The organism is Trichothermofontia sp., from assembly GCF_053493415.1.
Window position 1 is genome coordinate 1 of the sequence record NZ_JBRCAD010000009.1, and the last position, 23923, is coordinate 23923.

General features: G+C 55.2%; 18 protein-coding genes. 5 read left to right on the forward strand and 13 right to left on the reverse strand.

From position 1 onward, the window contains the following. Positions 1 to 190 precede the first annotated feature (190 nt). Complete coding sequence (locus ACWIUF_RS00735) at positions 191 to 430, forward strand: response regulator transcription factor (RefSeq protein WP_448570256.1); 240 nt, start codon at positions 191 to 193, stop codon at positions 428 to 430. After that, positions 414 to 1157 carry an aspartate/glutamate racemase family protein gene (locus tag ACWIUF_RS00740; RefSeq protein WP_448570257.1) on the forward strand — a complete coding sequence of 248 codons (744 nt, stop codon included), beginning with the start codon at positions 414 to 416 and terminating at the stop codon, positions 1155 to 1157. The genes ACWIUF_RS00735 and ACWIUF_RS00740 overlap by 17 nt, the downstream gene beginning before the upstream one ends. A gap of 172 nt (positions 1158 to 1329) precedes the next feature. Here the strand turns inward: ACWIUF_RS00740 and ACWIUF_RS00745 are convergent, their stop codons facing one another. The 6 genes from ACWIUF_RS00745 to ACWIUF_RS00770 form a co-directional block, all read right to left on the reverse strand. Then, positions 1330 to 2121, reverse strand: a complete 792-nt coding sequence (locus ACWIUF_RS00745) for a DevA family ABC transporter ATP-binding protein (RefSeq protein WP_448570273.1) — start codon at positions 2119 to 2121, stop codon at positions 1330 to 1332. 8 nt (positions 2122 to 2129) lie between these two features. Next, positions 2130 to 3299 (reverse strand): ABC transporter permease DevC, encoded by a 1170-nt coding sequence (gene devC, locus ACWIUF_RS00750; protein ID WP_448570258.1) that lies wholly within the window; start codon positions 3297 to 3299, stop codon positions 2130 to 2132. Between the two features lie 137 nt (positions 3300 to 3436). After that, a complete protein-coding gene (devC, locus tag ACWIUF_RS00755) occupies positions 3437 to 4579 on the reverse strand; it encodes an ABC transporter permease DevC (protein ID WP_448570259.1) in 1143 nt (380 codons plus the stop codon). Positions 4580 to 4589: 10 nt separating this feature from the next. Next, positions 4590 to 5762 carry an HlyD family efflux transporter periplasmic adaptor subunit gene (locus ACWIUF_RS00760; RefSeq protein WP_448570260.1) on the reverse strand — a complete coding sequence of 391 codons (1173 nt, stop codon included), beginning with the start codon at positions 5760 to 5762 and terminating at the stop codon, positions 4590 to 4592. A gap of 225 nt (positions 5763 to 5987) precedes the next feature. After that, on the reverse strand, positions 5988 to 7919 hold the full coding sequence (locus ACWIUF_RS00765; protein ID WP_448570261.1) for a mechanosensitive ion channel family protein: 1932 nt from the start codon (positions 7917 to 7919) through the stop codon (positions 5988 to 5990). Between the two features lie 104 nt (positions 7920 to 8023). Then, on the reverse strand, positions 8024 to 8476 hold the full coding sequence (locus ACWIUF_RS00770) for a nitrate reductase associated protein (protein ID WP_448570262.1): 453 nt from the start codon (positions 8474 to 8476) through the stop codon (positions 8024 to 8026). A gap of 434 nt (positions 8477 to 8910) precedes the next feature. Between ACWIUF_RS00770 and ACWIUF_RS00775 the strand changes: the two genes are divergently transcribed. After that, positions 8911 to 9246, forward strand: coding sequence for a hypothetical protein (locus ACWIUF_RS00775; RefSeq protein ID WP_448570263.1), 336 nt, complete (start codon positions 8911 to 8913; stop codon positions 9244 to 9246). On the opposite strand, the gene ACWIUF_RS00780 is transcribed toward ACWIUF_RS00775, so the two are convergent. The 6 genes from ACWIUF_RS00780 to ACWIUF_RS00805 all read right to left on the reverse strand — a co-directional run bounded on the left by ACWIUF_RS00780 (position 9215) and on the right by ACWIUF_RS00805 (position 19198). Continuing rightward, a complete protein-coding gene (locus ACWIUF_RS00780; RefSeq protein WP_448570264.1) occupies positions 9215 to 11488 on the reverse strand; it encodes a molybdopterin oxidoreductase family protein in 2274 nt (757 codons plus the stop codon). The genes ACWIUF_RS00775 and ACWIUF_RS00780 overlap by 32 nt on opposite strands. Positions 11489 to 11989: 501 nt before the next feature. After that, on the reverse strand, positions 11990 to 12847 hold the full coding sequence (locus tag ACWIUF_RS00785) for an ABC transporter ATP-binding protein (protein ID WP_448570265.1): 858 nt from the start codon (positions 12845 to 12847) through the stop codon (positions 11990 to 11992). A 31-nt stretch (positions 12848 to 12878) separates the two neighbouring features. Then, a complete protein-coding gene (locus ACWIUF_RS00790; RefSeq protein ID WP_448570266.1) occupies positions 12879 to 14945 on the reverse strand; it encodes a nitrate ABC transporter ATP-binding protein in 2067 nt (688 codons plus the stop codon). 2 nt (positions 14946 to 14947) lie between these two features. Next, entirely contained in the window at positions 14948 to 15790 is an 843-nt protein-coding gene (gene ntrB / locus ACWIUF_RS00795; RefSeq protein ID WP_448570267.1) for a nitrate ABC transporter permease, read from the reverse strand. Positions 15791 to 16232: 442 nt separating this feature from the next. After that, the gene (locus ACWIUF_RS00800; RefSeq protein WP_448570268.1) at positions 16233 to 17573 is read right to left on the reverse strand and encodes a CmpA/NrtA family ABC transporter substrate-binding protein; all 1341 of its coding nucleotides are present in this window, start codon (positions 17571 to 17573) and stop codon (positions 16233 to 16235) included. Between the two features lie 77 nt (positions 17574 to 17650). Further along, on the reverse strand, positions 17651 to 19198 hold the full coding sequence (locus tag ACWIUF_RS00805; RefSeq protein WP_448570269.1) for a ferredoxin--nitrite reductase: 1548 nt from the start codon (positions 19196 to 19198) through the stop codon (positions 17651 to 17653). A 229-nt stretch (positions 19199 to 19427) separates the two neighbouring features. On the opposite strand from ACWIUF_RS00805, the gene ACWIUF_RS00810 reads away from it, so the two are divergent. Next, on the forward strand, positions 19428 to 20780 hold the full coding sequence (locus ACWIUF_RS00810) for a HEAT repeat domain-containing protein (RefSeq protein WP_448570270.1): 1353 nt from the start codon (positions 19428 to 19430) through the stop codon (positions 20778 to 20780). 519 nt (positions 20781 to 21299) lie between these two features. Beyond that, a complete protein-coding gene (locus ACWIUF_RS00815; protein WP_448570271.1) occupies positions 21300 to 22532 on the forward strand; it encodes an HlyD family secretion protein in 1233 nt (410 codons plus the stop codon). A gap of 84 nt (positions 22533 to 22616) precedes the next feature. Here the strand turns inward: ACWIUF_RS00815 and ACWIUF_RS00820 are convergent, their stop codons facing one another. Continuing rightward, the gene (locus ACWIUF_RS00820; RefSeq protein ID WP_448570272.1) at positions 22617 to 23489 is read right to left on the reverse strand and encodes a hypothetical protein; all 873 of its coding nucleotides are present in this window, start codon (positions 23487 to 23489) and stop codon (positions 22617 to 22619) included. Positions 23490 to 23923 lie beyond the last annotated feature (434 nt).

A 23923-nucleotide genomic window follows, 5' to 3' on the forward strand; every position in this document is an offset into this window, starting at 1 on the left:
GACAAAGCTGCTTCAAGATCAATTTGACAAGCTTCGGGAATGAGGCTATCATAGAACATCATTTTTTATTTGTTAGAGGACAGAATACTGCATTCTGTCCCTTTTTTCCATCGCTTAACCTAACTTTCAACACTTCTGGTATTTAGGACCTGGGATTGGCCAAAAAATTATTGCCCAAATTCCCGATCCCGTGACCAGTTCTCTGCTGCCGTGGGAAAAGTTAACCGCTAGGGAACAAGAAATTGTCCAGCTAATTGCCAAAGGAGCCAATAACCGTGAAATCGCTGATGCCCTCTATATTTCCGAAAAGACGGTGAAAAATCACATTACCAGCATTCTTAGTCGCCTGAATTTACGCGATCGCACCCAGGTCGCTGTATTAGCCAACTCTAGTACTGCTGACTTAAGTGATCATGCATCAAATAATTGACATACCCGAACCGCGTGTGCTAGGCATCTTGGGCGGCATGGGACCCCTAGCGGGAGCTTCCTTCCTAACCCGCTTAACCTTGCTGACAACCGCCACCTGTGACCAGGAACATTTACATACGGTTTTGTGGAGTGATCCCACGGTTCCCGATCGTACCGATGCCCTCCTATCCCAAGGGTCTTCTCCCCTGCCTAAACTGCTAAACGGAGTACATCAACTCAACGCGATCGGGGCAGGTGCGATCGTGATTCCTTGTAATACGGCCCACTTCTGGTATAACGATCTGACCCAAGCTACTTCGCTGCCCATTTTGCATATTGTCGAAGCCGTTGTGGCCAGTCTCAAAAGTTATGGCCTCTTTCGGGGCACGATCGGCATTATGGGCACCTCAGCCACCCTCAAGCTCGGCCTCTATCAACGCTATCTGGAAAGCCAGGGTTATCGTTGCCTGCTCCCGACGGGTGAAGAAATGGAGCGCTACTGTATGCCCTCTATCCGCATGGCCAAGGCAAATCGCCTGAGCGAGAGTTATCATCCTGCGGCGGAAGGGGCTATTCGGCTAAAACGCCGGGGCGCGATCGCGGTCGTCCTTGGCTGTAGTGAACTCCCCCTAGCCATCCAGGCGGGACCCTCCCATGAGTTGGGGGTGCCGCTAGTCAGTTCGATCGATGCCCTAGCCGAAGCGGCGATTCGCTGGGCCAGATATGGCAGCATTATCCCCAGTTGACTCGTTGCCACCAGCCTAATTACCGACTTGCTCTATACAGCACTTCTATATTTAGTGAGGTACAGACAAGGGGCTTAAGCCCCTTGTTTACAAGGCTTGACCGTACTTCGCTAGAAAGGGAGCTGTATATAGGTGGGCAGGCTATTCTGGTTGTCCTCATGCCTCCAGGCCCTCACATCATAAACATCCGGCGATCGAGGCTCTTGGGGTCATGGGTGGCAACAAAATGCTCCAAGGTTTCGTCCGACTCCAGGCGGCCATCGATCAAGTTAATAATGCGATCGGCCACATCCAGAATGCGGTTATCGTGGGTCACCATCAGGATCGTGCGCCCCTCCTCCTTCGCCAGCCGTTGCATCAGCATCACCACATCCCGACCCGATTTCTTATCCAGGGCCGCCGTCGGTTCATCGGCCAGAATCAAGGCGGGTTGATTGACCAGCGCACGGGCGATCGCCACCCGTTGTTTTTGGCCCCCAGACAGATTTTTCGGTTTATAATCCACCCGATCGGCGAGGCCCACCTGCGTGAGAACGTGAACTGCCTTTTGGCGTTTATCACGCCAGTTGCTAAACAGTTCCACCGCCATTTCCACATTTTGGGCAGCCGTCAGCGATTCAAACAAATTATGCATCTGGAAAATAAACCCGATATTGCGGCGAATATCCACCAGTTGCGACTTGTTGAGACCAACCAGTTCCCGTCCCAAAACCCTCAGGCTCCCTGCTTGGGCCGTGCGCAGCCCGCCAATTAAACTTAAGAGCGTTGTCTTCCCAGAACCTGATGGCCCCGTCATGATCACAATTTGGCCCTTAGGTAGATCTAGGTTAATGTCATACAACACCTGTTTTGCCAGATCGCCGTGGCCGAAGTAGTGATTCAGATTGCGGATTTTAACCGCGTGGGCATCTACCGACAGAGTGGCGGTCGCCGTTGGCGTTGTTTCATCATCAATCAAGGTCATCTGGGTCATTATCCAAATACCTCCGCTGGATCAGCCGCTAACACTTTTCGTACCGCGATCGCGCCGGAAACTAAACACATGACTAGGGTCATCAGAAAAATATTAAACGATCGTTCCAGGGTCATTTGCATCAGCAAACCTGTTGTCTTTTGGGTGAGATCATATAACCCCAAACTGACAATCATCCCTGGCACAAATCCCAAAATCGCCAAAATCACCGCCTCCTGCATCACCACCCCCAGCAGATGCAACCGCGAGTAGCCCATTGCCTTTAGCGTGGCATATTCTGCCCAATGATCCGCCACATCTGTATAAAGAATTTGGTAGACCAGGATAATTCCCACCACAAAACTCATCGATGTTAATAGGCCAAACACGAACCCAATATTGGTATTTTCCTGCCAATAGCGACGTTCCTGCTGCTCAAACTCCAGTTTAGTTAAAACCTGCACATCCTTGGGTAGTTGTTCCCGCAGGGTTGTCACCAGTGCCGCCACATCCGTACCCGGTTTGACCTTAATCAGCCCCACATCCACCGTATTCAAAGTACGACTATCCTCCTCCGGCCCCAAGCGAGCAAAATAACGCAGGAAATTCTGATCACTCATGATCACGTTGCCATTCCCAGCAGCGAAGTCCGTCCCTAAGCTAAAGGTACCCACGATCCGCACCTGTTGCTCCATCAGTTCGGTTATTATTCCCGTTGCGATCGGGCCGACCTCCGGACGGGCCTTTTCATCCAGCAACGCCGTCCACGGCAATTGGAGCGCCTGTAAATTCTCTAGCACTCCCGGCACCAGCAACACCGGGTCGTTGGGATTAAACGCCAAAACCCGTAACGGGCGCGTCTCCTTCGTCACCGGATTCTTCCAATCCGCCGTATTCGTATAAAGCGGATAAGCGGCCTCAACCCCCTCAAACGCACGGGCCTGATACAGTCGTCGCAGGGCAAATTGCTCCGGCACGAACATATTGTCCTTAATGCTATTCAGGATGACGATATCCGCATTCAGAATCTTAATCAGTTGTACCTGGCTATCATAAAGGGCATTCTTAAACCCCAGGAAAATAAACATCAACAACACAGCAAAGGCGACTCCCGCTAATGCTGTCACTAATCGGCGGGGTTCGTGGGTGAGGTTAAACCAGGCGAGGAAGGTATAGCGGGGGGGGAGCATAGAAGGTAAAAGGTAAAAGGTAAAAGGTAAAAAGGATGGAAGGGGGAGAAATTAGGGCTACTAAGGGGGACAGGGGATAGGGATAGGTTGGTTTGGCGACTAAAGTCACCACTACGAAATACGCTCGCTTTCTATTTTTAATAAACCTCCGCTGGATCAGCGGAAACGGCTTTTTGGACGGAAATCAGGCCCGATACCGTACACATTCCTAGGGTAAGGAGGAAGACGAGGATCGCTCGTTGGGTATCCATCATGATCGGGAGGGTGCCCGCTGTTGCTTTGTAGGCCATGTCGTAGAGGCCAAGGGAAATGGCGAAGCCAGGGACATAGCCCAAGCAGGCCAAAATCACGGCTTCTTGCAAGACGAGACCAAAGAGGAAGGTGCTGCGGTATCCCATTGCTTTGAGGGTGGCGTATTGGACTCGGTGGTTGCTGATGTCGGTATAGAGGATTTGATAAACGATCACGGTGCCGACGATTAGAGAAACGACGACGCCCATGCCGAAGATGAAGCCGGTGGAGGTGGTCTGTATCCAAAAGGTGCGATCGCGGTCCATGATTTCCTGGCGGGTGAAGACGCGCACGTCGGCGGGCAGGATTTGCCGCAGTTTTTCGGCTACGAGGTTGGCATCGGTGCCCGGTTGCAGTTGAATCAGGCCAAAGTCGATCAGGTCGAGGGGCCGAGGATGGAAGTAGCGGCGAAAGTTTTGATCGCTCATGATTAAGGTGCCGTCGGCGGAGAAGCCCCCACCCAGTTCGTAATGACCACCGATCGTGGCGGCACGGCGATCGAGTTCGGTCTCGGTGCCAATGTCGCGGGGACCATATTCGGGGCGCGATCGCTTATCGATGAGGACCGTATTGGGGCGACGGAGGGCAGCTTGTAGTTCCGGATTTTGCAGTTCCGGGATGAGAAAAGCAGGATCGTTGGGGTTGAAGGCGTAGATGAAAATCGCCCGCATCTTGCGGGTTTCGGCATTGCGCCACTGGGTAATTCCCAGGTAAAGCGGCATGGTACGCTCAACGCCGTCAATCCCGGCGGCCTGATAGAGACGCTCGATCGGGAAGGGTTTACTGGACCCAATTTCCAGGGTTTTGGGGGAACTGAGGACGATATCGGCGTTAAGTTTGGTGTAGATGGCACTGGCGGCGGTTCCCAGGGCACCGAGGAAACCCAGGTTCATGAAAATAATCATGACGGCAAAGGCCACCCCCGCGATCGCCACCAGGAGGCGGGTTTTCTCATGGACCAGGTTGAGCCAAGCCAAAGGGGTTCTCATCACCGTCTGCTCATGACACGTCGATCTTCACATCCACTTGCAGGTTGGTCAGGGCTTCCACGGGTTTGCTGTCATCCAGTCGGATTTTGACCTCCACCACGCGGGCATCGGCATTAGCCGCCGGATCATCGTCCAGCACATCGTTCTTAAACACCTGCCAGCCGACTTCGATCACTTTGCCGCTTAAGCTGCCTGGAAAGGCACCATTCCGACTGGTGATCGTGGCCCGTTGCCCGACTTTGACCAAGCTGACATCGGTTTCATAGACCTCCGCCACCACATTCATTTGTCGCGTATCCCCTAGATCGACAATGCCGTCGTTACCGATCGCCTCCCCAGCCTTGGTGATAATTTGCAACACTCGGCCATCCTGGGGGGCACGAATCAAGGTGCGCTCAAGGCGGGCTTCGGCCAGCTTCAGATTTTGGCGAGCGGAGTCCACCGCTGTTTGCACTTGGGCGAGGGGGATATTGGCTTGGGCGACCTGGAGTTGGGCCTGGGCGTTTTGGGTATCCACCTGACGCGCTTCCCGCAGTTGCACCAAGGTCGATCGCGCGTTACGCAGTTGTTCTTCAATCCGACGCACGTCCGTTTCCTGGCGATCGAGTTCCTGCTGGGCGATCGCCCCCTCTTGGTAGAGGTTAGCGGCGCGATCACGATCGGCCTGGGCCAGGGCTAAATTGGCTTCCAGTTCCCGCACCCTGGCTTGCTGCGCCTCGACTTCAAATGCTTTGGGTTGGGCCACCTGCTGAATTCGGGTCCTCGCCTCCTGCACTTGGGCCTGCCGGAATTGGGTTTCCGCTTGGAGCCGCCGTTCGGCCTCGGCCAGTTGACTGGCGCTGAGGTTGCGTTCGGCCAGCCGCTCGTTATAGCCTTCCAGAACCGCGATCACCTGCCCTGCCTGCACCAGATCGCCCTTGGCCACCCGCAACTGCCCAATCCGTTCCCCCGTGGGACCACTCACCCGAATAACCTCATTCTGCGGCTCAATGCGCCCCAAGGCTGCGACTGTAACCCGTTGGGGAAGGGGGGTAACGACGATTTCTGGTTCACTGCGTTGGGCTTGGAGCAGGGGTAAGATCCGGGTCATCCCCACACCTAAAATGGCAAGGGTCAACAAACCGCCCGCAATAATCCAGTTACGACTGGGCCGGTTGGGCTGAAATCTCTGGCCGATCGTCATAGTGACTTACTCACAGCAACACTTAAATAATTCCAAGCAACGCTTACGCACAGCAATAGGGGATAGACCGGCCCGCAGTCGGTCAAGTCCGGGGCATACTTGGGTCGGAACGGCATTTACCTGACCGGAACAGACCGCCAACTCGCCTTCTGACTAGACCGACAACTCAACCTGGGTTCCCTGGGTTCTAGTTTAAATAAATTTAAAAAATTTCAAGAGCAGGGCCTAGTCATGTTTCCTAGCATAGGCAGGCATCTTTGCCCCGGCCTCCTCTGGCTGGCTCACCCGATCGGATGACGAGGCTGAAAGGCTACTGTGAAACCAAACTGACTGTTGCGGCACCCCGATCGCAATCCCCTCGCGATCGAAGGCTAACTTCAGCCGCCGTCGATACTCCCGCGCCACTTCCCACTGCTTCAGGGGTAAGGTTTTGATCCAGAGGCGGATCGTTGCGCCAGCATAATCGAGTTGCTCCACCCCCAGCAGTTGGGGCGGCTCCAGAATCAAGGTTTGCCAGGGATAGACCGATCGCATCTCCTGGGCCACCTGCTGAATCACCTGTAACGCCTTATCCAGATCCGCCGTCAGGGCCACGGTGATCATCAAGTCAACACGGGACCATTCCTTAGTCAGGTTTTGGACGATCGTGATCGAACTATTGGGCACTGTAATTAACCGCCCATCCGTATCCCGCAGTTGGGTCATGCGCAGGCCCATGTATTCCACCAGACCCGACACCTCCCCTACCTTAATCACATCGCCAACCCCATACTGGTCCTCCATCAGGATCAGGCAACCGTTGATCACATCCCGGATCAGGTTTTGGGCGGCGAGGGAAATCCCTAAACCCACGATCCCAGCCCCAGCCAAGAGGGGCGCAACCTCGACATGGACACTGGCCAGCGCCACAATCACGCCGATCGTCGCCAGCAGGCCAACGGCAACCCCCTTCAACACACTGGCAAAGGTCGAAAACCGCAGGGCACGGCGTTGGGATTGCTCTAGGGACCAGTCGGAACTGTTTTGCAATAGGGCAAAGAAGCGATCGACCAGCAGGGCGGTTAAGCGCATCAGTAGATAGAACAGGGTCGCGATCGCCAGCAATCGCCCCGGAATATTAACCAGGCGCAACAGGAGGGGTTGCAACCAACGGGTATAGGGAAAAAGCCCCAAAATCAGAAACAGACTGCTAAACCACAGCACCACCTGCCCCGCGATCGTGAATAGGGTTTTAATCGCAATTAGATGGCGCTGCTGCCGGGTGGCGAGTTGCTGGTGGAGGAGGGCGGTAGTGACCTGGGGAGTCGTCTCATCGGGCGGGGTGGCCAGTTGGGTGGTCTGGGATTGGGTGTCGGCTAGCAAGCGATCGTGTTGTCGATGCAGTCGATGTTGCCAATAGCGCAGGAGCAAACTCAGGATCGCGGTGATCGTCCAGATCAGGGCGGCCATGATTAACCGTTGCTTGAGAAAATCCGGTTGACGTTCCCGTTGAAAACGCAGCAGCGCCATTTCCACCGTGGCCGCCCACTCCTGGGCCAGGGTTTCCATATCGGTTTCATGCAAGCGGGCATCTAGATCGGTCACCGTCAGCAGCGTGTCCTGGTAAGAGCGCCCAGCCGCAACGGTGTTCACGAGCAAAACTGGCTGCTGATTCTCCCAAGTGATTTGCACATCCAAGGTATCGGGATCAAAGCCACGGGTGGCGATCCGTTTCAGACGCGACTCGATTAGCTGCACCCGTGCTTGCACTGAAAGCGTTTCCGCCACATCACCGCCCACCGCATTGCTGACAGGAGCCGCCACCTGAAACAGGGGTTGGCCATCTAGCCCCACCGCCGCTTGACTGGTAGACGACCGATCGCAAAAAAAGCGATCGAGTTCTGGCGGCAAGCTAAGGCCCGACGGTAACAGTGAAAATGTCCGAGGGCTATCCGGTTCCGGTGGGGTATCCGGAGCCGCTTCCGAGGCTTGGGGGCTAGGCACAGGCACAACGGGAGCCATTTGGGCACTGACGGTGGGCATCCCCCCTGGGATCAGGCTGGGTATACCCACCCAGGTGAGCCACCCCCCCAACGTCGCCGCCAACAGGAACCCAACCCAACGCTGCCGTCCATGTTGCCGCCAAAGTGACGTACACCTTGAGGTACCCAGGGACATAAACAAGAACGTAAGCCGAGGGAATCGCCAACGATAACGCATCTTGCTCCTTACCAATTCGTCGTGCCGATCGCCGGGAACCGACATGAACAAATGTAACGGATTTAGGCTAGCGCAAATTCCTGAAGGGCGGGCCAGAAGTTGAGGTTCTCATGGCCAGCACGGCTGAGCTTGATCAGGGCAAACCGTTGCAGGGGGGTCAGGCTGGCCCATTGGCTGGGGGCGATCGTCACCTGGAATTCGGCAGCCTTGGTTTGCACACTTTCTGGCACGGTATCTATTTGCCGCCACGCAGGATTAGGGTCGATCGCTAACTCCCCGGCAGGGGACCCGGTGGCCTCCGTCACCCACTGCTGTAGTTGTTCTCGATAGGCCGCGATCGTATCCGGCGTATCACAAGGTGAGGCGACCAATTGCTGTCGCTGGTCAGGGGTGAGCTGGTGCCAGTGCTGAAGTTTGAGCTTCACACCACAAGTATCCAGCTTGTAGCGCACCTGCATGGGAATACACCGTAAGGATTCGACAAATTCAGCTTCAAACGTAAAAAACATTGTCATGAAAACCTAACGTTGACGGAAGGACAATCATCAAGTTGGGGCGATCGGTGTACCAGACGGTCAAACCACGGCCTGCCCGCCTTTGGCTTGAGCAGGGGCCGTTGTTGTGAACTATTTTTTAAATGAATTAAATTAAAATAAATCTGTTGTTTACATTACCTTTTACAAAAATAAATTGTATTTTAAGCTACGTTCTTTCCTAAATTTTTTTAGAATGGGCATAGAGAGAGGCGGTAGTCCTGGGAATACTCTAGGTATTCGGACAAGTATTCGGGAAGGCTAAGGGACCCATGCACCCAACAGGCCATTTGGCACCGCGCCGCGATCGCGACACTGCATCACACAGGGCAGAAAGCAGGTTACCCGTCTGGTGGTAAACAGGGCGCTGTCACTACGGAGGTTAGCCAACACAGGGGACGTAGCAAGGAGTGCTTATGAATACGGAAGAATTGAGGAAAATTGAGGCATTTCGGCAACGCTTAGAAATTCGCTTTCAGTACGAACGCCGGGTGAAACGGCTGAAGGTTGTCTTGGGTGTCCTAGTAGCCTCCACCTTGGCCATATCCCTGCCGCTATTCATCAACGCCCAGCTTAGTCACGGGACCCCAGAGTCGGCTCCCGTTGCTCCCGATCCGCAACCGGCAACCCGAACGACCGGAGCAATCACTACGCCGGAAACCGCTACGGAAACGACGATGGAGACGGCTGCAAAAACGGCTAAAGCAACTGTGAAAAGCACTACGGACTCGCCGCCAGCGGCACGGCCATGAGGTCTGGACTTGCCACAGTGGGCAACCCATCATATTCGGTGCTTGGCTGGGGGGCATTGGGCGGGGACAGAGTCACCGGACTCAGGTGAACAGCACAGGCTTTCAACTCTGGCTCTAGGGAATGGGGGCAAGCTTCCGGATGGGTCAGGGCATTCACTTCGGCTTGCTCGGCCCAGAGGGCACCCCAGTGCATAGGCATAAAGACCGTCCCACGGGCGATCGCCGCCGTGATCTGTGCGGGCAAACGAGCATGACCCCGGCGCGATCGCACCTCAATCCAGTCCCCCTCGCCAATCCCCAACTTTTCGGCATCACGGGGGTGAATTTCCAGGAAGGGCTGGGGATACATTTTGGTAATTTTGGCAATCCGTCCGGTGCGGGTTTGAGTATGCCAGTGGCCATACAGACGGCCTGTGGTCAGCACCCAGGGATACGCCGGATCGGGGGGTTCGGCCAGACCGCGACTGTGGTACGGAGCGAACAGGGCACGGCCATCGGGGGTGGCAAAGCGGTGATCTAAATAGAGGCGTTTGGCATAGGGGGGTTGGGCGGTTGCCTCTGGATTCGCCGCCGGGTTTTTCGCCGCCGGGTCGGAAGCAGGGTCGGGATCATTAGCAGGGCAAGGCCACTGGATCGGTCCCTGTTGTAAGCGTTCATGGCTGATGCCGCTCATGTCACAAACGCGATCGCGGGTCAACTGCACAAATTCGGCATAAACCGCTGCCGGGGTGGTAAACCGGAACTGATCCGCAAACCCTAAGCGGCGGCCCACCTCGGCAAAAATTTCCCAGTCAGCCTTGGCTTCCCCTGGCGGCGATCGAAAGGCTTGGGCCAGGGTCACCATCCGTTCGGAGTTGGTCATGGTGCCGGTCTTTTCTCCCCATTGGGCGGCGGGCAGCAGGAGATGGGCGTAGGCAGTGGTTTCCGTGGGGTAGTAGGCATCTTGGTAAACCGTGAAGGGCGATCGCGCCAGGGCGGCCTTAACCCGCTCCAGGTCGGGTAAACTCACGGCTGGGTTGGTGGCGGCGATCCAGAGAAATTGCACTGCCCCGGTTTCTAGACCTGTGATGATCTCCCACGCCGTGCGACCGGGATGGGCTGGAATGCGACCAGCAGGAACCTGCCAGAATTGCTCGACTTCAGCGCGATCGCGGGCATTGGTGACCGATCGATAGCCCGGCAGCAACTTCGCCAAGCCCCCGGCTTCCCGTCCCCCCATCGCATTGGGTTGCCCCGTCAGGGAAAAGGGACCCGCCCCCGGTTTGCCAATCTGCCCGGTCATCAGGTGCAGGTTAATCAGGGTTTGCACCTTAGCTGTGCCTTCGCGGGATTGGTTGACCCCCATTGACCAGAGGGACAACACCCGTTGCGAGTCGGCCCAGTAGCGGGCTGCCTGTTCAATTTCCGCCACAGTCAACCCACAGCGCGGCGCGACCTTCGCGGGCGTATAGGATTGGATCAGGGCTTCAAAGGCGGCAAAGTTATGGGTATGGGCCTTGATAAAGGGACGATCGACAACCTGCCAGGACCACAGCAGATAGGCCATGCTATTGAGCAGGTCAATATCGGTCCCTGGCGTGATGGCCAGATGCAGATCCGCCGCTTCTGCCGTTTGGGTGCGACGCGGATCGATCACGATCACTTTGACCTGGGGATTTTGCTTGCGATAGCGCAGAAAACGGTTAAAGACAATCGGGTGACACTCGGCGGCATTGGTACCAATCCAAATCGCGCAATCCGTTAACTCCAAATCCTCATAACAACAGGGGGGACCATCCGATCCCAGACTGCGTTGATAGCCCGCCACCGCCGAAGACATACAGAGCCGCGAGTTAGAGTCAAAATTATTCGTCCCCAAACACCCCCGCAGCAGCTTTTGGGCCACATAGTAATCTTCGGTTTGGAACTGACCGGACCCGTACATCGCGATCGCATCCGGTCCAGCGGTGCTGTGGACATGCTGAAACCGATCGACCAGCCGATCGAGCGCCTCGTCCCAGCTAAGGCGTTGAAACGGTTGATCCAAGCGATCGCGCCCCATTGGATAGAGCAGACGATCGCGATCGAGGCTTTCCGCAACGGTGGCCCCTTTCACACACACATAGCCCTGGCTAGAGGGATGGCTGCGATCGCCTTTTACCTTGGGTACAGGCGGTGCGTCTGATCCGGATGGGTTCAGAACCACCTCTAGACCGCAACCCACACCGCAATAGGGACAGAGGGTTTTAATCGATATAGACACGGGAGTTCAAAGTTCAAAATTCAAAATTCAAACAGGTAACCGAATCAGTTGTAGGGGCAGGTTGCCCAGAAATTTTGCGGGAAAACCAACCATTCCCATAAACCTGCCCCCCTAGAGTTGGCAAGAAAACCGATCGTTCCCATAAACCTGCCCCCAAAAAACGACCATTCCCATTGATCAGTTGTAGGGGCAGGTTGCCCAGAAATTTTGCGGGGAAAACCGACCATTCCCATAAACCTGCCCCCCTAGAGTTGGCAAGAAAACCGATCGTTCCCATAAACCTGCCCCCCTAGAATTGGCAAGAAAACCGATCGTTCCCATAAACCTGCCCCCATAAAATTGGCGGAAAAAACCGACCATTCCCATAAACCTGATCCCGTAAATCCCTGGAAGGGCGGGTTTATTAAGGCTATGGGTATCGGAGAAGATTTGGGTGTAACCCGCCCCTACGAATTAATGGTTAATCTATCCATTTAGCCATCCATAAATCATCCATATTGTCTAGTCCACATCGTCGTGGGCGAAGCGGCGATAGAGAAAATCAAGGGCATAATTGCGCAATTCGTAATAGAGCGGATCTTCCGTCACCTGCGATCGCACGCGGGGCCGATCAAACGGAATATCCAGAATTTCACCAATACGGGCAGCGGGGCCATTGGTCATCATCACCAAGCGATCGGCCAAAAAAAGCGCCTCATCAATATCGTGGGTAATCATTAACACCGTGGTGCGATGTTCCCGCCAAATATTGAGCAGTTCTTCCTGGAGTTCTTCCTTCGTAATCGCATCCAATGCCCCAAAAGGTTCATCCAAAATTAAAACCTGGGGACGAATCGCAAGGGCACGGGCGATCGCCACCCGTTGTTTCATACCCCCAGAGAGTTGATGGGGGTATTTATTGGCAGCTTCCGTGAGGCCCACCATGTCCAAATGTTCGCGAACGATCGCCTTTTTCTCAGCCTTCGATCGGTTAGGGAAAGCGGCATTGACGGCTAGATAAACATTATCAAACGCCGTTTTCCAGGGGAGCAATGCATAGTTTTGAAACACCACCATGCGATCGCGACCGGGGCGGGTAATGCGTTTGGTTTGCAGGCGCACTTCCCCCTCCGTGGGTTTAGCAAAGCCAGAAACCATATTGAGTAGGGTAGTTTTGCCACAACCAGAGTGGCCGATGAGGCAAACAAATTCCCCTTCATAAAGGGTCAGATTAATCCGATCTAAAACCGGGTAGGGACCCTGGGGAGTGGGGTAGACCTTGGACAGGTCGGTAATCGTTAAGAAGGGATCAGCCTTCAAGGGCGGTTGTACGTGCAAGCGACGGTCTTCCAACGTGGGCATAGGACTTGATTTAACCATGCGGATACTCAACTGCGTCTAGGAAATTGGGTTAGGCAACCTCAGGCGTGGGGAGGTCAAAGGTCATCGCTTGGCCAGCATTGGGGTGTTTGATTGCGAAGGATTCAATATAGGCCAGGGGACGATCGGGATTAAAGTCGGGGCCGCTGAATAAGGCGATCGCTGGCCCCTGGTTAACCGCCGCGCGATCGCCCGTTGGATGCCCCAACGCCTGCATGGCCTGGTTAAAGACATCCAGATGTATCAGACGATCAAGGACATCCCTGTAATTCCTGGGGAAGGGAGTAAGCCCCCAGCGACTCAGTTGGGTGAGTATCCACAGCATCTCCGTGCGATCGGGGTGGTTGGCTTGGCCTTGGAAAAAGCGGTTGTAGTTGGGGTACTGCTGAGGTGGGGTGCCCATGCCGCGATCGTAGGCACTGAGGAAGCCCGGTCGGGTATATTCCGGTGCTGACCCCACGTATTTGGGTTGACAAAGCCAGGTGAGAATTTCTTCGCGATGTTCTGGGCGATCGCAGTATTCGCCTGCCTGGATGAGGGCCTTGACCAGGGCGACGTGGGTATGGGGATGGCGCATGGCCCAATCTTCCCGCACACCCAGCACCTTTTCCGGATGCCCGTCCCACAGGTCTAGGTCAGTGGCAATCACATAACCGGTCCCTTCGTAGACCGCCCGCGAGTTCCACGGCTCCCCAACGCAGTAGCCATCCAGTTTGCCGGACTTGAGGTAAACCGCCATCTGGGGCGGCGGCAGGATCGACAACCGCACATCCCAATCGGGATCAATCCCCCCCTCGGCTAACCAGTAGCGCAGGAGCAGGTTATGCATGGAGGCCGGATGCACGACCCCTAGCCCATAGCCGCGATCGCGATCGCGGACGATCGCCGCCTTGAGATCCGCCAAACTACGCACGCCCGCGTCTAACAGACGCTTGTCCAGGGTAATCGCATTGCCATTGCGCGAGAGGGTCAGGGCGGTGACGATCGGGACTGGCGTCGGCGTTTCAGGACTAAGGGTCAGGGCCAGGGGCATCCCGGCTACCATTTGGGCCGCATCCAGTTCACCGTTGATCACCCCCTGGGCGATCGCTCGCCAATTGGGTTTGCGATGGAGGGTTACGTCTAGACCCTGCTGGGCGAAAAACCCTTTTTCCTGGGCGACAACGATCGGCGCACAGTCGGTCAGTGGGATAAAGCCGAGATCCAGGCTGTTTTTCTCTAAAGACATACTGGTGGCTATCTGAAGGGTCGCCTGCGATCGTACCGCTTCGGCCCCGGTGCCTGTCTGTATCACTTGCCCCCGTCGTTGGCGACGGCTGGCCCGCTTTTGTTGGTCAAGGAAGTAGACCATTTCATGGCGGAGACTGTAGTAATTGGGATGCTCGACGACCTCTAGACGCTGCCGGGGGCGAGGAATATCCACCTCCAAGATTTGGCCAATGTGGGCACTGGGTCCATTGGTGAGCATGATGACGCGATCGGACAGGAGCAATGCCTCATCCACATCATGGGTCACCATCAAGCAGGTTACCTGGGATTCCTGGCAGATCTGCATTAACTGGGCTTGCAAATTCCCACGGGTCAGAGCATCCAGGGCACCAAAGGGTTCATCTAGCAAGAGAACTTTCGGGCGCAGGGCCAGGGCACGGGCGATCGCCACCCGCTGTTTCATCCCCCCCGACAACTGGGCTGGGTACTTGTCCGCCGCTGGCCGCAAATGCACCAGATCGAGGGCCTGTTCCACTACCCCCCGCCGTTCCCCCTTGGGCAGATGACGCATGACGGCATTCACCGCGAGGGCAATGTTTTGGCGCACCGTTTTCCAGGGCAGCAGGGAGTAGTTTTGGAAGACCACCATGCGATCGGGTCCCGGTTTCCGGACTTCACGGCCTTCTAGGATCACCCCACCGACCGTAGGCTGCTCCAGACCCGCCACCATGTTCAATAAGGTAGATTTACCGCAACCGGAGTGGCCAATCAGGGAGACAAATTCACCCTGGTTGATCTTGAAGCTGACATTTGCGATCGCCACATAGCGTCCCCCATCTGCCAGGGGAAAAATCTTATCAACGTGATCAATTTCGAGAAAGGCAACCATGACTACTGCTGTCCTCCCGGTGTGCAAAGTTTGCCAATAAAGTCCACCACCTTATCCAGCAAGAGGCCAACCATCCCCACATACAGCAGGGCAATAATAATCTCGCTAATCAGGGAACTATTCCAGGCATCCCAGATAAAAAAGCCAATCCCCACGCCACCAATGAGCATCTCCGCTGCAACGATCGCTAGCCAAGACAAACCAATGCCAATGCGTAATCCCGTGAACACATAGGGAACTGTTGCGGGCAACAAAATATTACTGAGGTATTCCGTTCGCGAAAGTTGCAAGACCCGTGAGACATTTTTATAGTCTTGGGGGACCTGCTGCACCCCTACCGCAGTATTGATAATGATCGGCCAAATTGCCGTAATGAAAATCACAAAAATCGCCGCTGGCTCGTTATCCTTCAAGGCGGCCAGGGAAATCGGCAGCCAAGCGAGGGGGGGCACGGTCCGCAATACCTGAAAAATCGGGTCAACTGCCCCATAGAGCAGCTTACTGCTCCCAATCAATACCCCAACGCCAATGCCAACGACAGCGGAAAGGGTAAAGCCGATCGCCACCCGTCGCAAACTCGCCAGAATTTGCCAGAATAGGCCCTTATCGGTACCGCCATTATCAAAAAATGGATCAATAATCAGATCCCAAGTTTCTTCAATCACCTTAGTGGGAGGCGGTAGGGGCGGATTATCCCCCGAACAGATAATTTGCCAGATCAGCAAAAAGAGAAAAATAGCCCCCGCAGCGGTCAGCCATTGTTTACTACGTTTTTGCAGATTGACCAGAATCCGGGTCAGCCACCGGGGAAGAGAAGATTGCGATCGAGAAGTGCTAATAGCCATATCAAGAAGTTAGGAGTTAGGAGTTAGGAGTGAGAAAACAGTGGAACCAGGAATTTTTAATTGGGTGTCATGAGAATTTGTAGGGGTGGGTTGTGCCCAAAACGGGATCAATTTGTAGGGGCGGGTTGTACCCAAAGCCGGGTCAATTTGTAGGGGCGGGTTGTGCCCAAAGCCGGGTCGGAGTTAGAGAATCTTCCTAAACCCGCCCAATCTCTCTAAACCCGCCCAATCTCCGAGGTTGCTGAGTTTCTTGGGTCGCCTTGTGTTTGACCCAACCTATCCGCGATCGGGCCGAAACGTTCGTAGTGCTGGCTTTAGCCAGAAACGACTGAAGTCGTTACTACCAACAGTGCGATCGGGCCGAAACGTTCGTAGTGCTGGCTTTAGCCAGAAACGACTAAAGTCGTTACTACCAACGGTGCGAAACTTGATGTTTTCTGGACTAGACCTTTTTGATCTTGAGGCTGTCCAGATACGCTTGGGGATTTTCCGGGTCAAACTTCACCCCATCAAAGAAGGTTTCCACCCCCCGCGACTGACTGCTCGGAATCTCCGATGCGGGTACATTCAAGGCTTGCGCTGCTTCGCGCCAGAGGTCCTCCCGGTTGACGGCATCGATCAACGCCTTGGTATCTGTATCCGGTGGCAGATAGCCCCAGCGAATATCCTCCGTGAGGAACCAAAGATCGTGACTCTTGAAAGGATAGGAGGCAAAATCGGACCAATATTTTTGCATCAATGACGGATCATTCAAGGTCCGACCATTACCAAAATCAAATTCACCCTTCGATCGCGCTAGGATGTCTTCAACCGGCACCTTAAACCATTCCCGTTTGGCTAGAATCTGGCACATCTCATCCTTGTTTTCCATCTTGTCGCACCATTGCTGGGCTTCCAAGACAGCCATCAACAGCGCCTTAGTGGCCTTGGGATTTTGATCAACCCAATCAGCCCGCATGGCAAAGGCTTTCTCCGGGTGATCTTTCCACATTTCACCCGTGGTCAGCGCACCATACCCCACCCCTTGATTCACGGTTTGCAGCGGCCACGGTTCACCCACACAAAAAGCTTCCATACTCCCAACTTTAATGTTGGCTACCATTTGGGGCGGTGGTACGACGATCGTTGAAACGTCCTTATCGGGATCAATACCGCCTGCAGCCAACCAGTAGCGAATCCATAGATCATGGGTACCCCCAGGGAAGGTCATTGCCACCTTCACCTCTTTCCCAGATGCCTTGGTTTTACCCAGTGCCTCTTTCAGGGGAGAACTGTCTACGCTCACATTGAGATCTTTATAGGTATTCGCGAGCAAGATTCCCTGACCGTTAGTATTTAACCGCGCCAGGATGTACATGGGAGTCTTCTTCCCATCCGTAACCGTGCCCGTGGAAATTAGATAGGGCATTGGCGTGAGAATGTGGGCACCGTCAATCCCACCGCCCTGGGACCCCAAAACCAAGTTGTCGCGGGTCGCGCCCCAGGAAGCCTGTTTCGCGACTTCCACATCGGGCATCCCGTACTTGGCAAAAATGCCCTTTTCTTTGGCAATAATCAGGGGAGCGGCATCCGTGAGGGCAATAAAACCGAGTTTGGCTCCTGTTACTTCCGGGGTATCAGTGGCCGCAACATTGGCAGCAGGGGAGGCATTCGGCGAGGGAGAGGCCGTATCGGCTGTAGAGGTGCTGCTAGGGGTGTTGGCACCACAACTGTGCATCAGCAAGGTGCCTAGAGTGGTTGCGCCAGCCGTAACCAAAAACTTGCGACGAGAATACTGTGACATAGTGGATGTTCGCGATAAATGAAATGACAATGATGGATGGCAGACAGCGCGAATATGTGAATGAAGGTGAGTAGCGACTAGCGGGGGGTTGCGCCAAAGTGTTCGATCAACAGCGATCGCAGCACGGGTTGCAAGTCCTCGCAGGCAATCCCCTTCTGGACCAGTTCACCCAAGTGGGCATCTTTCCCCACCTTGCCCCCCATGTAGATATCCACCCCTTCCAGGGTTTGGCCGTTTTTGCGCACCTTGGTGCCCATCAGGCCAATGTCGGCCACTTGGGGCTGGCCACAGGAATTGGGGCAACCGGTCCAGTGGATGCGCACGGATTGGGGGATGTTTAACTCCGCTTCGAGGGCCTGGATCAGGCCCAGAGCGCGATTCTTGGTCTCAATCAGAGCAAAGTTGCAAAACTGCGCCCCCGTGCAGGACACTAAACTGCGGGTGAGGGGGGGCGGTTCGATGGAAAACCGTTGCAGCAAGGGTTCCTGGAGGAAAACCGGTAAGCTGGCTTCGGAAATATTGGGAATGATCACGTTCTGTTCCACCGTCAGCCGCACTTCACCACTACCGTAAACTTCGGCGAGGCGGGCCAGTTCAAAAAATGCCTCGGCATCCAGACGGCCCACGGGGACATGCAGACCCACATAGAACAAACCCGCTTGCTTTTGCGGATAAACCCCCAGGTGGTCGCGCTTGTCCCAGTCGATTTCATCCTTGGGAGCGGCGCTGAGCAGGGGACGCTTGAGCCATGCCTCTACCTCTGCCCGGAAGCGATCGATGCCCCACTCATCGATCAGCCACATCAACCGCGCCTTTTGACGATTGGCCCGCAGGCCGTGATCGCGATAGACACTCAGGATGGCGCGACAGACTTCCACCACCTCTTGATCGGGATAGACCCAGGCATTGAGGGGAATGGCTGCTTCACAGCGCTTAGCGGAGAAGAACCCGCCCACCAGGATATTGAACCCCAGAACCCCTTCCCGATAGGCGGGGACAAAGGCCACATCGTTAATTTCGGCATGAACAGAATTATCCCGCCCGCCCTCGATCGCAATATTGAACTTGCGCGGCAGATTCGTAAATTCCGGATTGCCCTGACCGTGATTCGTGATCATGTCCTGAACTTGCTGGATGAGCGATCGCGTATCGATCAACTCATCGGCATCGAGTCCCGCCACGGGCGATCCCGTAATGTTGCGCACATTATCCATGCCCGATTGCACACTGGTCAGGCCGACGCGATCAAAGCGTTGAAAAATATCAGGAATATCTTCGATCCGAATCCCCCGCAATTGAATATTTTGGCGGGTGGTGATGTCAGCACTACCCTCATCGCCATAGCGTTGAATAATGTCGCCAAAAGCCCGTAATTGTGGACTCGTTAAGATGCCACTGGGTGTGCGCATCCTTAACATAAATTGGCCGGGGGTAACCGGGCGAAAGAAAATGCCCAGCCATTTCAAACGTTGTTCCCGATCGGTAGGGTCGATCGCTTCCCAACCAATTTGGGCAAAGTGGCCCAATTCAGCCTTAACCGCAAGGCCATCCTTTTCCGCTTTAAAGCGTTCAAATTTATTTTGGGTGACGGGTTGTGTCACCTGGGGAATAGTAGTTTGGGTCACGAAAGTTTCCCCCTTAAAGAGGCCATTAGCAATTGACAGCGGTGCTGCCCTCACCCCTCAAGGTGATGTCGTTACCCTAGGCGGGATCAAAAGGGCTTTAGGTAGCCTTGGTTACAAAAAGATACAATTTATGATTGAACTGCATTGAATTTATGCAAAGGTTGCATACGGAGCGTTGGTTATTCCCACATTGCCTTGATAAGTTGGGGGAACTCCATCCCACGCTGCCATGACTCAGCTTGCCGATTTGCGCGAATTCCCCCAGGGATTCTTCTCCGGAGACACGACCCCAACGCTACGGGGATTGCCCCCCACGGCGAATGATTGCCATCGTCTCTATCAACAACTGTGTTACCTTGCTACATCAATGCGAAGCAGTTCACCACCCCCGGAGCGAGAGGCTGTCGCGGCGATCGCGCAACCTACACCAGCGGCGGTGGTTGATCTGGCGCTGAAACTACTAGAGCACGGTGATTTCCAAACCCGTTGGCAGGTGGCCAAATTAATCCCGGAACTGGGCACGGCGGCGATCGATCCCTTAGTGCAGCGACTAGCCAGTCTGGATCTTGATGATGAGGATGAGGCTGATTGGGATGTGCCCTGGTTTATTGCTCGTATTTTAGGCGATATGCAACATCCCTCGGCGGTGGTGGCGTTGGTGACCCTGCTGCAAACCACTCCCCATCCGGATGTGGCCAGTATGGCAGCCCTGGCCTTGGCGAATATGGGCGCGATCGTCTTGCCTCGGATCGCGGCGTTACTGCGATTACCCGCCACCCGTCGCTATGCCGTCCAAACCCTGGCCCATCTGCAAACCCCCGCCGCCATCGATCTCCTAGTCCAGGTAACGGCTGATCCCGATCCCCAGATTCGGGCGATGGCGATCGATGCCTTGGGACGACTGCCGGTTCCCAACCTAGCTGCTGTCCTCCTCCCGGCCCTCCGTGATCCCGACGGGCGGGTACAACGGGTGGCCATCATTGCTGCCGGGTTACAGGCAGCCCAATTGCCGGAAGTGCCCTTGGTCGAGGCGCTGCACACCTGCCTGCTGACGGGTGAACCGGATGTGGCCCCACAAGCGGCGATCGCCCTGGGACGCATGGCGACTCCTGCTGCTGTTACCGTCCTGGCGGCGGGTCTCTTGGCCCCTGTGCCTCTGGTCCTCAGCCTCGTCATTGTCCGGGAGCTAGCCCGAATTGGCAGCGAGTCAGCCCTGGCGGTTCTGGAAACCTATTTATTCGATGAGTCTATTTCTGCCACGATTCCTACCCTGGATCGGATGGCTGTCAGTCAGGAAATTGCCCGCTTGCTGGGGCAGGTGGAACCTGCAACGGCCCGCCCCCAAGCAGCTACCCTCTTGCTACGTCTGCTAGCGACACCGGATCATCCTACCCGGCAGCCCCCCTATGATCAGGAAATTTTGCCCGTGATTGCCCTGAGTCTGGCCCACTTGGGGCACACGCCCGCAATCCCGCCCCTGGGTCAGCAGTTAGCCCAGGCTAACGATCGCTGCCGTTTGCATCTCCTCACTGCCCTGAAGCAGTTGGAGCGGGCTAAGCTTTATTCCGCCTCTGGCAGCTAGCGACTGATAAGCTGTTTGGCTTTGGGTTCGGTTTGCCGATCGCACGCGATCGCTACCAGGTTAACCAGGATAACTAGCACAAGACAAGCAATAAGAAATCTATAAATTTGCCATTTCTACAGCCGTTTGCTCTCTAATAAAATACTGTCAAGCTTTGTGAACAAGGGGCTTAAGCCCCTTGCCTGTACCTCACCAAGTATGGAAATGCTGTAAGCTGTCTGATTCGCCCACTCACCCTATCTTGATATCAACGCTTGAGCTTCTGCCCTAATAAGGGCATTCTCTAGCTTAAATTTAATCTCTGGCTTAAATTTAAACAGTTGATTGACTGACAAAACTCGAACCGCCCTCACCCCAACCCCTCTCCCAGAGCGGGCGAGGGGCTTTTGAAGCAGTTTTTGGGGTTGAAGTCCCTTCGCCCCTTGTGGGCGAAGAGATTTAGGGATGCGGGGAAAAGATTTGTCAGTCAAGTAGATTTAAACCGTTGCCCTCAGTTCTGACTTTCTCCCCTAACCGCCCGTGGAAGCAACACCAACCGAATCTGCCCGTCCACCCCTGAAGCCGATCGTGCCCCTTGCCCTCGGCGCGATCGCCCTAGGAGCCGGTCTAACAATCTGGCGGGTGTGGCCGCGCCCGGTGGCGACAACCCTACAGCTAAGCGGACGGCTAGAGGGCTATCCCACCCAAGTGGCGGCACGGGTAGCGGGTCGCGTCAAGGCGGTAGCAGTCCGTGAGGGGGATGCGGTTACGGCTGGGGCCGTGATTGTCCAACTAGATGATGATGAACTGGAAGCCCAAATCCGAGGGGCTGCGGCCCGGTTGCAGGCCGCCCAAACCCAGGTGGTGCAAGCTCAACGTCAGATCCAGGGGGTCCAGGCTCAGATCGCCGAAGCCGAGCTAGGACGGGAGCAGAGCAAAGGGGATACGGCGGGCCGAGTGGCCCAGGCGGAGGCGAATGTGGCGGCAGCGATGGCCCAACTGAGTCAGACCGAAGCACAACAGGTCCAAGCCCAGGCCGAGTTAGATTTAGCCCGACTGGATCGCGATCGCAGTCAACAACTGGTCAGCCAGGGCGCTATCCCCCAGCAACAGTTTGACCAGGCCCAAACCCGGGTTAGCACGGCTGAAGCCACGGTGGCCAGTCGCCAGGCGGTGGTGGCTGCCGCCCAGCGTCAGGTCGCTGCTGCCCAAGCGGTCTTAACCCAAGCCGAAACTAGCCGTCTTAACCCAGAAATTCGCACCGCCCAAATTACGGCCCTCACCCAACAGCTAGCCGTGGCCCAGGCCCAGGTTCAGGCAGCCCAGGCAGAGGTTGCCAATGCCCAAGCTGCCCAACAACAACTCTTGGCCCAACGGCAGTATCTCAACATTGTCAGTCCCCTGACGGGGGTGGTGGAAACCCGCAGTGTGGAGCCAGGGGAGGTGGTGACAACGGGGACGACTGTCATGACCGTGATTGATTTAGATCGAATTTATTTACGCGGGTTTATCCCAGAGGGCGAGATTGGCAAGGTTCGGGTGGGGCAATCCGCCCAGGTTTTTCTCGACTCGGCTCCCCAGGAACCCCTAGCGGCCACGGTCACGGCGATCGATACCCAAGCGTCGTTCACTCCGGAAAATATCTACTTCCAGGACGATCGGGTCAAGCAGGTCTTTGGCGTCAAGCTGAGTTTGGCCTCGCCCCAGGGCTACGCAAAACCAGGGATGCCAGCAGATGCGCTCATTCAACTGGATCAGCACCGGATTAACTAAACAAAACCCATCCCCTGGATCTTGAGATCCCCTCCGGGTCCTCCGTGCCTCTGGAGTAAATTAGGAACCCCGGAGACACAGAGATTACAGAGAGGAGGCCATCAACTTAATTTCAGTGCCCAGTAACATCAGAAATCCCCGACCAAAATGCTGAATTTCGAGGAAGCTAGCCTGCTGGGGCACGGACTTATACACCCGAAATGCTTTCATGATCCCCAGCGTCGCAGCACTTTCCAGTGGTCCTACAAAACGGGTATCCCGATCGAGAAAGTAGGGTTGACTGACCCAATGCTCCATCTGGGTTTGATTCAAAAAATAGCAGCCAGAGTGGGGATTGCGGGCACGGTGAAAGGTCAATGGCTTACCAAGGAAAAACGCCTGGACGTGAGGGATTTCATCAACATTTTGAAAAGCAGCGGTTGCCGTTGGCGATAGGTTGCCATCAAGATACACTTTGCTCACCAAGGTTTGGATCGCTGCTTCATAGCGATTCGGCTGGAGCAGGCTGAGGGGGCCAGCCTGTTGCGTAAACCAATCTAGTTTGATAAAAAACCAGGGATCATGGAGGATCAAGTCATCTTCCAAAAAGCAGTAATAATCATACTGACCGAGGCAATCGCGTAGGACTGCCTGACACTCAAATCCTAAAAGGCGGGGGTTAACCTGGGTGGGGTGATGGCGATAGAAATGGTCGGGCAGGGACAGGACATCAAGAAGATGATGGCCTTGGGTGGTGCAAATAACCACGTCAATATCATTGGCATGAATATGGTTGACGGCATGGGTTGCCCGCTGGCTCACGTCAATCATCGCCTGGGATTTACTAAATAGCTGATGTAAGGCCGCAAGGCTTAGGGTTAAGGCTTGCAAGCGAGGTCTGACATGTTGCCTTTGGGAGCCGTGGCGGCCACTGTCGTCCGCATTGAAGTAATGGGGGATGGTGAACAGAATTCGCATTCGGGTTGCAACCGGATTACGACCATTTAAAAGACTATCCGCTCTTGCCAGATGTCAAAACTCCTGGGGAATTTTCACAGGGCAAGAGCGGTGTAGCGGGTCTTCAGGTTATCGGCTGCCGGGAGGAACTAGAAGTTCCGCCTTCCCAGGAAGTCTAGGACTTCCAAGAACAGACAACGAACTTAGAGAACAGCCCCGGCGCACAGCCGGACTAGATTAACCTGATGACCCATGAATTTACTACTATCTTGCATGGGCATCACCTCCTTTTCGCCTCAGCGGCTTGGTATCTCAAGCGTGGATTGCTCCGAGTGTAGCACACCCAATCGCTTAACGCAGCGATCAACGTAAGGCCCCGGCCCGACAATCCCGTAACCACAGACGGACTGCTTCGGCCACAACCCCCTGGCTGCTGTCCTGGGGTGGGGTGGGTG